Genomic DNA, 15,137 nt, shown 5'->3' with positions numbered 1-15,137 from the left:
CCCCATGACAGAGCAGCACAAGTTCGACTTCTGCCCCTGGATGTACTGGGGCCAGGCGACCGACGAGGACCGCAGCGCCCAGGAGGCCCACCTGGCCGAAGTACGGGACAGGATCGGCCTCGACGCCGCCGGGAAGGTGTTCATCTCGCCGCTGGCCGCCGTCTACACCGATCGGCTGCGGATGGGCGACTTCTGCTACATCGCCGCCCACGCCTACGTCACCGACGACGTGTTCATGGGCCGGGACTGCACCGTCAACCCGTACGCGGTGGTGCGGGGCAAGGTGGAGCTGGGCGATGCCGTACGGATCGGGGCGCACACGTCCCTGCTGGGCTTCAACCACGGCACCGCGCCCGACCGCCAGGTCTTCCGCCAGCCCATCACGAGCCAGGGCATCCGCATCGGCGACGACGTGTGGATCGGCTCGAACGTCGTCGTCCTCGACGGCGTGACGATCGGCGACCACGCCGTCATCGGCGCGGGCTCGGTCGTCACCAAGGACGTGCCCGTCTGGGCCATGGTCGCCGGCAACCCGGCCCGACCGCTCCGCGACCGCCGCACTCCGCGGTCCACCGCGGGTGAGGCGCGTCCCGCCCACGATGAGGTGCTGCCCACAGAGGATGGGGTGCTGTCCACGGTGGGTGGGCCGCGTGCTGGTGCGGGAGGAGATCTGGAGGCGCGGCTGGCGGAGTTCGCCGGGCGGGCGCGGGAGCAGGCCGGGCAGGTGCTGGCGCGCTGCTGGACCGGCGAACGGTACGTGGACCGCCCCGGCGCCGAGCCCACCGTACGGGCCTGGGCCGACGCCGTCGAGATCGCCGACCTGCTGCTCGGCGGCCCGCCCCCGACCCCGGCCCGCGAGGAGATCATCGCCTTTCTCCGCGACCGCCAGGACCCGATCACGGGCCTGGTCCCGGAGATCGGCGCCCCCGGCTCACCCGAAGCCGCCGACGGCGGGCGGCCTGAGCTGGAGGGGATCAGCGCCTACCACATCCTGTCCGTCGGGTACGCGCTCGACCTGCTCGGCACCCGCTTCCAGCACCCGATCCGCGCGGTCTCCGACCTCGCCCCCAAGGACCTGATCGCCATGCTCGACGGCCTCGACTGGGCGCGCGGCGCGTGGACGTCGGGGTCGGTGGTGGACGCGTTCGGCACCGGCCTCTACCGCAACATCGCCGACTTCGGCCTGAGCGGCGAGAACCTGGAGACCCTGTACGGCTGGCTGCTGACCCGGGTACGGCCGACCCACGGCATGTGGGGCGAGCCGGACTCCAAGTCCGGGTGGCTGATGGTGGTCAACGGCTTCTACCGGCTCACGCGGGGCACGTTCGCGCAGTTCGGGCTGCCGCTCCCGTACCCGGAGCTGGCCGTGGACACCGTGCTCACCCAGGCCCGCGACCCCCGCTACTTCGGCCCCGACACCGGCAACGCCTGCAACGTGCTCGACGTCATCCACCCCCTCTGGCTGCTCGGCCGCCAGACCCGGCACCGGCGCGCGGAGGGCGAGGCGTGGGCCAGGGAGCACCTGGAGCGGGCGCTCGGCGGCTGGCAGGCCGAGGCGGGCCTCAGCTTCGCCCTGACCGTGGGGAGCGGCGCGACCCGCACACCTGGGTTGCAGGGGACGGAGATGTGGCTGGCCATCATCTGGCTCCTGGCCGACTACCTCGGCATCTCCGACACGCTGGGCTACCGGCCCCGGGGGGTGCACCGCCCGGAGCCGGCCCTCCACTACCCCGGCTGAGGGATGCGCCGCAGTGAACGCACGTCGATCGCCGCGGCCATCGCCTGGTGGCCCGCGGCGCTCGGGTGCAGGTGGTCGCCGGAGTCGTAGCGGGGCAGCAGGCGGCCGGGGTCAGCGGGGTCACGGAGGGCCACGTCGAAGTCGGCGACCCCGTCGAACACACCGGTACCGGCCGGCCCGCCCGTCGCGCTGCCGTTGTGTTCGGCTCGCCTGTCGGATGCGCGGCTGTCGTGTTCGGCTCGCCTGTCGGATGTGCGGCTGTCGTGTTCGGCTCGCCCCTCGGATGTGCGGCCGTCGTGTTCGGCTCGCCCCTCGGGGGAGACGTTTTCGCGGACGAAGGCGTTCACCGTCTGCCGGGCGCTTTCCCTCTCGGTCGTGTAATACTCGGCGCCGCCGAACGGGGTGATCGTGCCGCAGACGATGCGGACTCCGGCGGCGTGCGCCGTCGCGGCGATGCGACGGTAGGCGGCGATGAGGTCCTCAGCCCGCGCGTCCGCACCGAGGTCGTTCAGTCCCGCCTGAAGGATCACGGTCTCGATGCCCGGCTTGGTCAGCACCTCGGCGGTCAGCCGTTCCTCGGCGGGACGTCCTGTCCCCGCCGCCAGCACCTTCCCGCCGGACACACCTTCGTTGACGACGGCGAGGTCCAGGCGGTGGGCGAGGTGGTCGGCCCAGCCATGTCCGGTCTCCGAGCCGACGCCGGTGGTGAGAGAGTCCCCGAGCGCCGCCACGACCGGCACCGGCTCGGCCGTGACGACGGTGAGCGCGTCCAGCCAGTGCCAGACCGCCACCTCCTCGGTGTACGCGCCGCCACTCTCGTCAGCGGCATGGTCCCCAGGAAGCGACCGGTACCCAGGCGACAAGGCAGGCTCCCACCGGGCGAGCGTCGCTTGGGCGGACGTCGCTTGGGCGGACGTCGCATCAGCGGTCGGCGGTGGGTAGGCCGAGGGTGGTGGGGTGGCCAGGGGTGGGAATGCCGGGGCGGTGGCGCGGTTGCGGCCGGTCAAGGTGCCGGCCTCGCCGCGCACGTAAACGCTCACCGCGAGCCGCTGCCGGGCCTCCACACGCCCAGGCAGCGGATCGCTGAGCACCGTCGCCCCCGGAGCAAGGCTCACCTCGGGTGACCCGCCGAAGGTCACCATCCGGTTCGAGCCCGGCTCCAGCACCGCTCCGGCCCGGGGTACGCCCACGTACACGTGCCCGAACCTCACCACCCGATCCCCGAACGCGTTCGTCAGCCGCACCCGGAGCCCGGTCCCGCCCACAAGAGGGCGCACCACGTTCCGCACCGTCAGGTCGCGCAGTGAGCCGCCGAGTCGTTCGGACGCGGCGGCCCAGGTGGTCGTCAGCCCCATGCCGAAGTGAAGGAGTAACTCCCGGACCCCACCCTGCACACCTGATCGACGGGCGTGCCCGACTCGCGTACCGACGCGGGATCCGTGGTGGGGACGTGCACGGTCGCCTGGGCGCCGGGCGGGATCTGGACCTCCAGCCGCAGCATGCCCCCGTCCAGTTCCCACCGGCTGGCCAACCGCCCCAGCGGCGTCTCGTACGCGGCGGAGGCCCACCGCAGCATCCCTCCGACCAGCGGCCGGATGAGCGGCCGGCGGTAGCCCACCGAGCCCTCCTCCTGCCCCAGCCCGGCGACCCCGCCGTACAGCCAGGCACCGACCGAGCCGAGCGTGTAGTGGTTGAAGGAGTTCATCGCGACGGGCCCGAAGCCGGACTCCTCCGTCCAGCCGTCCCACCGCTCCCAGATGGTGGTGGCGCCACGTTTGATCGAGTACCCCCAGGAGGGGTAGCGGTCGTCGTGCAGCAGCGCGTACGCCAGGTCGGCGTGCCCGTGAGCCGACAGGACAGGACCGAGCAATGCCACCCCGGCGAACCCGGTGGTCAGCCGGCGCCCCCGCCGTTCCAGGTCGGACACCAGGTGGGCGACGGCGGCGGGTACGAGGTCGTCGGGGAGGAGCCCGTGGGCGAGTGCCAGCAGGTAGGCGGTCTGCGTGTCGCCCGTGATCCGCCCGTCCGAGGACACGAACTCGCGGACGAACGCCTCCCCGATGCGGGTACGAAGCCCCGCGTACCGCTCATAGGAGGGGTCGCCCAGCACCTGCGCGGCCTTGGCGGTCAGGTCGGCGCTCAGCGCGAAGTACGCGGTGGCCATCACCTCGCGGGAGGTCGTGACCCCGGCCTGGAGCCAGTCGCCGTAGTGGCTGCCGACCTTGTTCCGCCAGATCAGGTCCGGGTTGTGGCGTTCGACGTGGTCCACCCACCGCCGCATGCTGGGCAGGCTGTCGCGCAGGACGCGCTCGTCCCCGTACACCTGGTAGAGGTGCCACGGCACGACGGTCGCGGCGTCGGCCCAGCCGGGGGCGCCGTTGCGCTCGGTCATGACGTGCGGCACCACGTCCGGCACCGCGCCGCCGACGGCGTCCTGCGCACAGCGCAGGTCGGCGAGCCAGCCGGTGAAGAACGCCGCCACGTCCGCGTTGTAGCAGGCTGTCGGCAGGAAGACCTGCGCGTCCGCCGTCCAGCCGAGCCGCTCGTCCCGCTGCGGGCAGTCGGTCGGCACGGAGACGAAGTTGTCGCGCTGGCTCCACCGGATGTTGCTCATGAGCTGGTTGACCATGGCGTCGGAGGAGGAGAACTCGCCCGCCACCGGCGTGTCCGAGTGCATCGCCCGGCCCACGACGTCGAAGTCGGCGTGGCCGCTGACCTCGACGTACCGGAAGCCGTGCACGGTGAAGCGCGGCTCGAACGTCTCCTCCGGCAGCCCCGCCGCCACGTAGTGGTCGGTCGCCTCGGCCGAGCGCAGGTTCTCGGTGTAGAGGTCGCCGTCGGCGGTCAGCATCTCGCCGTGCCGCAGCGTGACGCGGGCGCCCGGCTCGGCCCCGCGCAACGTCAGGCGGATCCGGCCGGCGATGTTCTGGCCGAGGTCCACGATGGTACGGCCGTCGCGCGCGATGGTCTCGACGGGCATGAGGTCCTGCGTCACCCGTACGGGCTCGGCCACGGACGGCACCAGCACGCTGTGGTCGGTGTCCGCCACCCGCGCGGGAGCCCAGGTGGAGTCGTCGAAGCCGGGCAGGTCCCAGCCGTCGTGTTCGAGGCGGGCGTCGTACGACTCGCCCATGAGCAGGTCGGCGTAGCGCAGCGGGCCCGTCGTCTCCCGCCACCGCCCGTCCGTGCCGATCACCGTACGGGAGCCGTCCGCGTGCTCGGCGACGAGCTGGAGGAGGAGTTGCGGGGTCTTGCCGTACCGCTGGGCCTGCTGGCGGCCGTCCCAGCCGAGACTGCCCGACCACCAGCCGTCCGCCAGCACCGCGCCCACGCACAGCGGCCCGTCCCCGACCAGGTCCGTGACGTCGTACACCTGGTAAGGGACGCGCTGCCGGTAGTCGGTCCAGCCCGGGGTGAGCTCGCCGTCGCCGACGCGGTGGCCGTTGACGCGCAGCTCGTACAGGCCGCGTGCCGTGCAGGCGATGCGGACGGCGGTGGCCGGGCGCAGGTCGACGATGCGGCGGAAGTAGCGGGGGGCGGGGAGGGAGGACGTGCGGATGGTGCGGGGCTCGCGGTCGTCCTTGGGGGGCTCGAAGGGCGGCTCGGTCTCGGGGTCGTGGGCGATCCAGGCGGCGGCCCACTCGTCGGGGTGCAGGACGCCGGTGTCGAACCACGACTGGGCCGACTCACCGTCACGTACCTCGACCTGCCAGGTGTAGCGGGTGAACGAGGTCAGGGGCGCGCCGCCGTAGTCCACGCTCACGTCCTGGCCGTCGATCCAGCCGCTGTCCCAGGCCAGTACGTCCCCGTTGTGAACCTTGACGCGATGGCCGGTGGGGGCGTCGCCGCGCCGGTCCGAGGCCAGCCGCCAGCTCAGCCGGGGCACGGGCACGCCGATGCCCGACGGGGTGGCCAGGTGCTCGCAGCGCAGGTCGTAGGGGGTCAGCTTCTCGGCGGAAGGGGATTCCGCCAGGGTCCAGTGGTTCACCAGGCCCACTCCGTGGCCGGGCGGGCCAGCGTGTACTCGCGCCGGGGTGCCGTGGGATGTGTCTTGCGCCCGCTGTACATCGGCCGTGCCGTCCCCTCGGGGCTGATCCCGATCACGTCGTCGCCGCGCCACCTCACCTGGTACTCGCGGCCCGACGCGATCTCCGTGCTCGTCGTCTCCGGCACGGGGAAGGTGACGGTGACCCGCTCGCCCTTGCGTGGCGCGGGGATCGACAGGTAGCCGTCGGGGGCCCACACGCCGGTCTGGGTGCCGTCGAGGTCGCCGCTGGCCCGGGAGAGGCGGACCTTGGCGTACCCGGCCCAGTCGGGTATCCGCATCCGCAGCTCCGGCAGGTCCTCGTGCACGTCGAGGTCCACCCGGCCCTCGTGAGGGAGGTGGCTGAGCACGGTGACCTGGCGGGTGGCCCTGGTGAGGAGCAGGTTGACGCGGGTCACCCGGTCGTCTGCGGTGACGATGGAGTTCCAGCCCCAGAACAGGCCGCGCACACCGGAGCCGACGCAGCACGCCTGCACGTCGGCGGTGTGGCCACGGCCGAGTTCGATGTCGCAGACGTAGTCGTTGGGGGCGCCGTACCCGGCGAAGGCGCCGAGGACGCGCTCGCCCACCCGTACGTGCGTGCTCCAGCCCGGCTCGTCGCCCGAGGTGTCGGTCGCGGACTCGACCCAGCTCAGGTCGAGCAGCTGCGACTCCACGAGGTGGTTGCGCAGGAACCGCTCCACCACGCCCCAGTACGCGGTGTGCCCCGACCCGGCCAGCGTGGTGCCGGTGCCGATCAGGTCCACCAGGGAGCAGCTCTCATGCTCGTAGCGCTGGTCGGCGAGGTCGCCGGGGGTCCAGCCGAACGCCGTGGCCTGGGTCAGGGCCCAGTCGTAGCTTTTGCGGACGAACGCGGTCAGCTCGTGGTCGCCGGTGTGGCGGGCGTACCGGGCGAGCCCTTCCAGGGTGCCCAGGCGGGTGTGGAAATGGCCGCTGCGGTACGCGCGGGCCGGGTTGAAGCTCCCGTCCTCGTTGTACACGCCGCTCTTCTCGACGATCAGCTTGGCGAACCATCCGCACAGCTCCAGCGCGTCCTCGTTGCCGGTCGCCTGGTGGTAGCGGAGCAGCGGCATGATCAACCGGCCGCTGAACGAGGCGGGGTCGGGGGCCAGGTGCAGCGCGATCGCGTTGGGGGAGGGCCAGCCGCCGGGGGTGTACTCGGAGGCGGGGTAGAACCACACGTCCCGCTCCTTGATCGCGATCCGCTTGAGCGCGGCCACGTGCCGGTCGGCCAGCTTTCTGGCCTCGGGGTCGCCGTCGGAGACGTACCAGGTGGTCAGCGACAGGAGCACGGCGCGCTGGTCGATGAGGTTGGCGTGCGCGGGCCAGTCCCTCTCGGGCCGGGCCTGCCGGTAGCTCAGTCCGTCCGCGCCGAAGAAGCCCGCCAGCCTGGTTCTGAAGCCCCGCTCGACCTCCCGCCACGTGTCCTTGCCCGTCATCTGCCTGGCGAGCAGACTGGCGTCCAGCAGCCGGCCGTGGCTGGAGCCCCAGTCCCAGTCGCCGTGCCGCAACACCGCAGGGCGGGCCAGCAGGTCGGCACTGAAGTACGGAATGCCGCCCATGTCGTCGTCCGGCAGCCCGGCCACCGCGTTCATCGCCAGCTCAGCCCGCTCTTCGAGCAACACCGTGTCAGGAATCTCCGGCATGTACGACCTTCCTCATAGATATTCACACCTGCATAAAGACTCCTTTTAGCCTCCTTCGCCCCGACCGCCCCGTCAAGGTGTCGCATAGATATTCGTATCTTGTTGGATATGTAACGCTGAGGCAGGATGGCTCTTATGAGCGATGATGCGGTGGTTCGGCCGCGCCCTGAGGCGGCAGTGACCTTGAGGCCCGCCGCTGGAGGGCGCATCGAGGGCGGCTTCTGGGGCGCGCGGCAGCGGGTCAACCGCGAGGTAACGATCCCGTTGGGTCTTGAGCGGGTACGCGAGTCCGGCGCCTTCGCCAACCTGGAAGAGGCCGCCCGCGGTGCCGGAGGGGAGCACCGTGGGAAGGTCTTCGCGGACTCCGACGTGTACAAGTGGCTGGAGGCCGTGGCCTGGGAACGCGGCCGGGCCGACTCTCCCGCCCTGGCCGCCGGCTATGCGGAGGGGGCCGCCCTCGTCGCCGCCGCCCAGGCGCCCGACGGCTACCTGCACACCCACACCCAGCTCACCGGCCGCGCACGCTACTCCGACATGGCCTCCGCCCACGAGCTCTACTGCGCAGGACACCTCATGCAGGCCGCCGTCGCGGGCTCGCGCGCCGTCGGAGACGACACGCTGCTGCGCGTGGCCGGGAAGTTAGCCGACCATCTCGTCAAGGATTTGCCCGCCGACGCGCTCGACGGGCATCCGGAGGTGGAGACGGGGCTGGCCGAGCTGTACCGGGAGACCGGCGTGCGGGCGTACCTCGACCTGGCCACCCGCATGATCGACGACCGCGGCCACGAGCGGCTCCCGCTCAAGGGTCACCACGGGCCCGGCATCCGCCAGGACCGCGTGCCGCTGCGCGAGGCCACCACGGTCGAGGGGCACGCCGTCCGCGCCGTGTACCTCGCCGCCGGGGCCGCCGACGTCGCCGCGGAGACTTCCGACCAGGGGCTGCTCGACGCGCTGGAGCGGCAGTGGGCCGACATGGTGGCGACCAAGACGTACCTGACCGGGGGGCTCGGTTCCGTATGGTACGGCGAGCAGTTCGGCGGGCCGCACGAGCTGGCCCCCGAGACCGCGTATTGCGAGACCTGCGCCGGCGTCGGCAGCGTCCAGTGGGCGTGGCGCATGCTCCTGGCCACCGGGGCCGCCCGGTACGCCGACCTCATGGAACGCACCCTGTACAACGCCGTCCTGCCCGGGATCTCCCTGAACGGTGACCGCTTCTTCTACGTCAACGCGTTGCGGGTGCGCGCCGGGGCCAACCCCGACGACCGGCGCGCCGCCGCCCGGGGGCGCGAGGAGTGGTTCGGCACCGCCTGCTGCCCGCCCAACGTGATGCGGCTGCTGTCCTCGCTCGGTCACTACCTCGCGACCCAGGACGGGGAGGGGATTCAGCTCCATCTGTACGCTTCCGGTGCGGTTAGGGCCGGGGACATTCTGCTGGAGGTGGAGACCGACTACCCGTGGGACGGGCGGGTCGAGATCGTCGTCCGGGAGGCCCCCGACCATCCGTGGACGTTGTCGGCTCGCATTCCGTCGTGGGCTGATGGTGCGGTGGTGGAGGGCCTGTCTGGGACGGGCTCGGAGGCGTGGGCAGGTTCGGCTGACGCGGAGGTGGACGCGCGGCTGGGTTCGGCGGAGACGCGGTCCGGTCTGGCGGAGACGCGGTCCGGTTCGGCGGAGGCCGGGCCGGGATCGACTGAGGTGCGGCCGGGTTTGGGGGAGGCCGGGCCGGGTTCGGCGGAGGTGCGGCCGGGGTCGTACCACCGGATCCGGCGCACCTGGCGGCCGGGGGATCGGATCACGCTCGACCTCGGCGTCCGGCCCCGTCTGACCGTCGCCGTACCCCGCCTGGACGTGGCCCGGGGTCAGGTCGCCGTCGAGCGCGGCCCTCTCGTCTACTGCCTGGAGCAGGCCGACCACCCCGGCGTCATCGTGGACGACCTGTGCGTGGCGTCACCCGACCTGCGCGACGGGACCCCGATCAACGGCCTGCCCGCCGAGGTGGTGCCGGTCCTGGCCCGCGGCCGGGTCCACACGCACCGCGAGGAGGACAGCGGCTTCCCGTACCGCACCGCCGCCACACCTCAGGAACCCGAGCACACGGGCCCGGTCGATCTCACGTTCGTGCCGTACTACACCTGGGCCAACCGCGGCGCCGGCCCCATGACGATCTGGGCGCCGATGCACTGATCCCGGCCCCAAAAGCATGGTCCTCGCAACAGGGGCGCTTCGCGCAAAGAGATCTCGGGCTGTGCCATCGGGGGGCACAGCCCCCCGAACCCCCGGTTCACAAGCCGCTTCGCCGATTTGTCGGCCGAACAGCCGAGCTGGGCGAGGATTCCTCCACCGTGAGGACTTCAGCCCATACCGTGGTGCCGAGCAGGCTTGGCCGCGTGCCCCAGCAGGCGGACATCGCCTCGACCAGACACAGGCCACGACCGTGATCTTCATCATCCTCCGATCGCCGGGGACACGGCACGGTCCGCGCCCCCGCGTCGGTGACCACGACGCGCACCAGCCCTGCGCCGATCTCGGACACTTCCACGGCCACCAGACCACCAGGCTCTCTTGAGCGGGTGTGGATCACGGCGTTGCTCATTAGCTCGGTGAGGACGAGACGTACGCGCTCCAGGTCCTGGTGTCCCGCCGCTGTCAGCATCAGCGTGACGTATTGCCGGAGGAGCGGCACCGAGGACGCGTCTCCCGGCACCACCATTTCGGCGAGAAACCGCTCGCTCACTGCACCGCCTCCCCGGCCAAGGAGTGGACGCGCTTATGAAAGGCCGCGAGAGCTGCGACCTTGTCATCGAGAACGAGCACCTGACATCCATGTCGGCGCGTACGCTCGGCAACGATCGCCTGCCTGTTGACCTCGTCGAACACGGCAGCGATCTCGACCCCCGGCCATCTCGCCGACGCGTGACGGTCTCTCCAGGCAAAGACGCTGTCCACTACCTGCGTCCAGAACGCGCCTTCCGCAGCCTCAGAGCTGCCGTATTCGAAGCCCTGCGGCACATTGTCGGAAATGAGAATTACGCCGGGACGAGGCCGGTCGAGAAGATGCCAACGTTCGTCACGCCATCGGAAGGTGAGGCGAGCGCGCGGTGTCGGGTCGTGCGGGATGGGCATCGCGGCTCCAGCAAGATCGTATACTGAGCTGTCGATTTCGTATACGAACTCGCACTCACGTGTACGCTCTTGTCAAGCGTTATACGAGAACTGGAAGGTGGCTGTGGCGGAACGGGAACCTGCCTACGAGCGGATCGCTAATGAGCTCCGCCGAAAGATCCGCTCCGGTGATCTGCCCCCTGGCGCCCGCCTTCCTTCCCATCGCCTCATAGCCGAGGAGTACAGCGTCTCGGACATCACCATTCGCCAGGCCATCGATCTTCTCCGGACGGAAGGACTGGTCGAGACCAAACGCGGGTCAGGCACCTCGGTGCGGCCACGCCCGGCGATCCGCCGCATATCCATGGACCGTTACCTGGCCGACAAGGGAGCCCAGACGATCCCCCAGACGTCGTTCACCAGGGACCAGGGGATCGCCTGGTCGCAGTACAGGCTGGACAAGCGGTTCGCGTGGATCGAGGCCGACGAACGATTGGCCGGGCTGTTCGATGTGCCGGTCGGCACGCGCGTACTGGAGCGGCAGTTCGTGTTCTATGCCTCCGGCGTACCGAGTCAGTTGAGCCGTTCGTGTCTGCTCGCCCGCGATGTCGAAGGAACCCCTGTGGCCGATCCTCACAACGAGCCTTGGCCAGGTGGCAATATCGGCCAGCTCCGCTCCCTGGGCATCGAGGTCAATGGCGACATCGTCGAAGAGACCGCCGTTCGCATGCCGACGCGGGAGGAGACGGAGCTACTCGGCGTCGGCGCCGGCACGCCCGTGTTTTCGATCACTCGCTTGATGTTCTCCCACGGTCGCGTCGTGGAGGTTGCCGACCCGATCGTGATCCCGGGTGATCGTGCCGTTCGAGTCGATCGGATCTCGATCTAGGCGTATCGCGTGATCTGGTTGCGTCTTTTGAGCGCGGGCGCAGCCACCGAAACCTGGTTGTCGGGAGGCCATGCGTAGCGGGCGGGCCAGATACACGCACTTCAGCAGCATGTCGCCACTGGGATCGCCGCGCACCACGAACGTCCTGCCGCATCGGTTGGGCAGTTTACGGAGCTGTTCGAGCTGAAGCCCCGATGTCTCCGCGACCCACCTCACCAGCATGTACGAAGCCCCTCCGCAGCGCCTATGTGACCTCGCCGACCGCGACGCCCGTGACGGAGAGGCCTTCCACGTCGCTCACCACGTTCGCCCGCTGCACTCGCGCGAACGAGCTGTCCCTGATCGAGATCCCGCGCAGCGGCTGCTCGGGATACCCCCGCAGCAGGTACGCGCTACGCGTGCGATCACTGCGCACCCCCGCCACGTGGATGTTGCGGATCGGTGGCGGGTCGTCGCCGTTGTGCCCGTCCCCGTGGTAGAGGTCGATCGACACGGCCTCCTTGGTCAGCTCGCTGATCTCGACGTCCTTGACGAAGACGTTCTCCACGAAGCCGCCGCGCACCGAGTTCGTCTTGATGTAGAGCCCGAAGTACAGGCCGGGACCGCCCCACCGGCAGCGGCGCACGAACACGTTCCTGATGCCTCCGGTGGTGTCCGTGCCGATGGCGACGGAACCGTACCGATAGCGCATGTCGCAGTCCTCGATCAGAACGTCCTCGCACGGCACCCCCACCCGCCGCCCGTCAGGGCCGCGCCCCGCCTTGATGGCGATGCAGTCGTCGCCGACGTCGAACACGCAGCCGGAGATGACCACGGACTTGCACGACTCGGGGTCGCAGCCGTCGTTGTTGGGCCCGCGCGAGTAGATCGAGACGTTCCTGACCAGCACGTTCTCGCACCGTACCGGGTGGATCTCCCACATGGGGGAGCGTACGATCCGCACGCCCTCCACCAGCACGTTGCGGCACAGGTACGGCTGGATCATGTTCGGCCGCAGGTAGTGGCCGGCGCCGAAGACGCGCTCCTCGACCGGCACCCCCTCGACCGCCATGCGCTGCAGCTCGGCCCAGTCCTCATCCTCGTACGGCGTGCCCTCCCGGTAGCCGAACTCGGGCGTGCCCACCCAGGGCCACCAGTGATCAGGACCGGCGGCGCCGTCGAGCGTGCCGCTCCCCGTGATGGCGATGTTCTCCTGGCCGTAGGCGTAGATGAAGGGGGAGTAGTTGTAGCACTCGATCGCCGAGAAGCGGGTGTAGACGGCCGGGAGGTAGTCGGCGGGGTCGGTGCTGAACAGGATCGTGGCGCCCGCCTCCACGTGCAGGTCCACGTTGCTGAGCAGGTGGATGGCGCCCGTCTGGTACGTCCCCGGCGGCACCCGTACGTGCCCGCCGCCCGCCTCGTGGCAGGCCAGGATCGCGGCGCGGAACGCCTCGGTCCACTTCTCCCCGTCCCCGTAGGAGGTGAGGTCGAACCAGCGGTCAGGGAACTCCGGCGGGCGAACCCGGGCCCGGAGCTCGTCGGCGTACCGCCAGGCCTCTTCCTCGGTCTTGAAGCTCATGACACCTTCCTCATGCGCAGCGCGTGGTAGAGCGGCAGGGCGATCACCCACGACGGGTTCCACGTGTTCGCCTCGCCCTTGCGCTGCCAGTTGGTCTGGAAGAAGCCCTCGCCCTGCTCGCCCGGCGTCTGGAATCCCCAGTCGCCGGGCTCCTGGCAGATGCCCTGGCCCATGGCGTGCAGGATGCGGTCGGCCTGTTCGGCGTAGTGGGTGCGGCCGGTCCGCAGGCCGAAGTCCCGTAGCTCGGAGGTCGGGAAGAACACGTCGAGGTGGTGGTTCTGCACGCTCACCGATGGCCAGCCGGCCGCCTTGAAGCCGCGGCGCTCGAACGTGCTGCCCGTGTCGAACTCGGGCGACCACACGTACACGAAGGTCAGCAGCCAGTCGGCCGCCACCTCCGCCCACTGCGCGTACATCTCGCGCCCGGTCAGCTCATACAGCTCGTACGCGGCCAGGAAGTAGTACATCCCGGCCTCCTTGTCCTCCCCGGAGGCGTCCAGGGTGGCGTGCGCGAACGGCCGCTCGAACGTGGTCGCGTGCACCCGGTGGTAGCGGCTCAGCACCTCCTCGGCGCGCATCAGCCAGACGCGTTCCCCGCTCAGCCGGTACGCGCCCAGCATCGCCTGCACGCATGCGATCCCCGCCGCGGTGACCATCGAGCTGACCGCGGCGCCCGTCGGGGTCCAGCCCAGCGGGACGACACCCTCGGGCAGCCGTGAATGCCAGAAGAGCGCGGCGGCGTCCTCCACCGCCTCCTGCCACTCCGGCGGCGTCTCCAGGCCCGCGTCCCTGAACTGGAGCGTGAGCGCGGCCAGGTCGGCGATCGTCTCGCCGTGGGCGCGGCTGGAGACGAAGTCCGCGTCGTCCCTGCGGAACATCGCCCAGGTGCCGTCGTCCACCAGGTAGCGGGCGTGGCGCAGGCCGCGTACCGGGGTCGTGCTGCCCTCGACGTAGAAGTCCGCGGCGCGGCGGGCGCGCTGGAACCGCTCAGACCCGCCGAGGAGGGCGTCGCAGCGGGCCAGTTTCATGCACTGGCCGGTCCACCCGTACAGGTACGAGCGGGGCCGGCCGTGCCTTGTGCCCTCGTAGGCGAGGTAGCCGTCGCCGTTCCAGCGCGAGTCCATGGCCGTCGTCTTGAGCCGGATGATCTCGTCGCGGGTCAGCGGTCTGGCGCCCTCGTCCTGGTACAGCTTCGTGTGCACGAGCTGCCTGAAACCGAAGCCGCGCGGCTCGACCGGGCCCCAGTCGAGGGTGTGCCGGGTGGTGATCGACGCGCCGGGGGCCAGGTCGCGGTAGCCGACCGGCAGGTCCGCCACCTCGGCCTTGCTGACGTAGCAGACGTCCGGCTCGCCGTCGAACATGATCACGCCCGTCATGGCCGCCACCGTGAGGCCCGGCAGGATGCCGAGCGAACCGTAGGTGACCTTGCCGTCCCGGTCGCGGGTGGCCTCCGGATGGGCGAACAGGCTGACGTACCGGTCGTCCCAGGCGGCGTTGACGGCGGGGATGGGCAGGCGGTGCTCCTCGCCGACGAATCCGACGCGGGGAACCTTGCGGTTCGGGTCGGACGAGGGGTTGCCGTTGTACAGGACGCCGGGCATGGTGACGTGGGCGTCGTCGGTGGGCAGGGGCAGCAGCAGCCCGGCCGCCACGTCGGTGATCTCGGCGTCGGAGTCGTTGCGCCACGTGGTGGTGAGGGTGAGCAGCCCGTCGGGGGAGAAGGCCAGCTCCAGGTACGCGCTCAACGCCCCGGCCAGCGCCGTCACCACCAGGGTCCCGCCCATCCCGCCGGCCTCGCCCTGACTGTCGGCCTCGCCCGTTCTGTCGGTCCTGCCCTGACTGTCGGTCCCGCTCTGACTGTCGGTCCTGCCCTGACCGCCGGTCCCGCCCTGACCGGCGGCGCTCTCCTGACGCAGGTGGACGGTGCCGGGCTCGGCGGGCGTGATGCGCCACGGGCGGCCCGCCGAAGCGGTGAGCAGGCCGCGCAGGGGCGCCCGGAGGTGCGGGCCCTCGGCGCCGCGACGGCCGAGCCGCACCTCCGGCCCGCCGGGGCCGGTCGTCACCTCGACGACCTTCCCGCCGGGCTCGGAGATGGCGGCCAACACATCTGCGGCGTCGATCCGGTCGCTGGATCGTTGGTTCGGTGATTCGCGCACCGA

Annotated in this window: 10 protein-coding genes; 3 read left to right on the top strand and 7 right to left on the bottom strand. The window is 70.9% G+C overall.

The features are described from left to right. Nucleotides 1-4 precede the first annotated feature (4 nt). A complete protein-coding gene (locus ACFPZ3_RS30575; protein ID WP_379517735.1) occupies nt 5-1,738 on the top strand; it encodes an acyltransferase in 1,734 nt (577 codons plus the stop codon). Here ACFPZ3_RS30575 and ACFPZ3_RS30570 read toward each other — a convergent pair. The 3 genes from ACFPZ3_RS30570 to ACFPZ3_RS30560 are packed head-to-tail and all read right to left on the bottom strand — an operon-like array spanning nt 1,726 to nt 7,429. After that, on the bottom strand, nt 1,726-3,093 hold the full coding sequence (locus ACFPZ3_RS30570; RefSeq protein ID WP_379517734.1) for a GDSL-type esterase/lipase family protein: 1,368 nt from the start codon (nt 3,091-3,093) through the stop codon (nt 1,726-1,728). The genes ACFPZ3_RS30575 and ACFPZ3_RS30570 overlap by 13 nt on opposite strands. Continuing rightward, the gene (locus tag ACFPZ3_RS30565; protein ID WP_379517733.1) at nt 3,084-5,726 is read right to left on the bottom strand and encodes an alpha-L-rhamnosidase; all 2,643 of its coding nucleotides are present in this window, start codon (nt 5,724-5,726) and stop codon (nt 3,084-3,086) included. The genes ACFPZ3_RS30570 and ACFPZ3_RS30565 overlap by 10 nt, the downstream gene beginning before the upstream one ends. Next, nucleotides 5,723-7,429 (bottom strand): glycoside hydrolase family protein, encoded by a 1,707-nt coding sequence (locus tag ACFPZ3_RS30560; protein ID WP_379517732.1) that lies wholly within the window; start codon nt 7,427-7,429, stop codon nt 5,723-5,725. Before ACFPZ3_RS30560 ends, ACFPZ3_RS30565 begins: the two co-directional genes overlap by 4 nt. Nucleotides 7,430-7,564: 135 nt before the next feature. On the opposite strand from ACFPZ3_RS30560, the gene ACFPZ3_RS30555 reads away from it, so the two are divergent. Next, nucleotides 7,565-9,613, top strand: coding sequence for a glycoside hydrolase family 127 protein (locus ACFPZ3_RS30555; protein ID WP_379517731.1), 2,049 nt, complete (start codon nt 7,565-7,567; stop codon nt 9,611-9,613). Between the two features lie 97 nt (nt 9,614-9,710). Here the strand turns inward: ACFPZ3_RS30555 and ACFPZ3_RS30550 are convergent, their stop codons facing one another. Then, the gene (locus tag ACFPZ3_RS30550; protein WP_379517730.1) at nt 9,711-10,163 is read right to left on the bottom strand and encodes an ATP-binding protein; all 453 of its coding nucleotides are present in this window, start codon (nt 10,161-10,163) and stop codon (nt 9,711-9,713) included. Continuing rightward, on the bottom strand, nt 10,160-10,552 hold the full coding sequence (locus ACFPZ3_RS30545; protein WP_379517729.1) for a hypothetical protein: 393 nt from the start codon (nt 10,550-10,552) through the stop codon (nt 10,160-10,162). The genes ACFPZ3_RS30550 and ACFPZ3_RS30545 overlap by 4 nt, the downstream gene beginning before the upstream one ends. A gap of 103 nt (nt 10,553-10,655) precedes the next feature. Here ACFPZ3_RS30545 and ACFPZ3_RS30540 point away from each other — a divergent pair, with 103 nt between their 5' ends. After that, nucleotides 10,656-11,420 (top strand): GntR family transcriptional regulator, encoded by a 765-nt coding sequence (locus ACFPZ3_RS30540; RefSeq protein WP_379517728.1) that lies wholly within the window; start codon nt 10,656-10,658, stop codon nt 11,418-11,420. Between the two features lie 244 nt (nt 11,421-11,664). Here the strand turns inward: ACFPZ3_RS30540 and ACFPZ3_RS30535 are convergent, their stop codons facing one another. Both ACFPZ3_RS30535 and ACFPZ3_RS30530 read right to left on the bottom strand, forming a co-directional pair. Beyond that, a complete protein-coding gene (locus ACFPZ3_RS30535) occupies nt 11,665-12,978 on the bottom strand; it encodes a glycoside hydrolase family 28 protein (RefSeq protein WP_379517727.1) in 1,314 nt (437 codons plus the stop codon). Then, nucleotides 12,975-15,134 carry a hypothetical protein gene (locus ACFPZ3_RS30530; RefSeq protein ID WP_379517726.1) on the bottom strand — a complete coding sequence of 720 codons (2,160 nt, stop codon included), beginning with the start codon at nt 15,132-15,134 and terminating at the stop codon, nt 12,975-12,977. Before ACFPZ3_RS30530 ends, ACFPZ3_RS30535 begins: the two co-directional genes overlap by 4 nt. Nucleotides 15,135-15,137 lie beyond the last annotated feature (3 nt).

Source organism: Nonomuraea insulae (assembly GCF_042656245.1).
The sequence above is the reverse complement of the archived record's forward strand: the minus strand, read 5'-3'. Positions and strand labels throughout refer to the sequence as shown.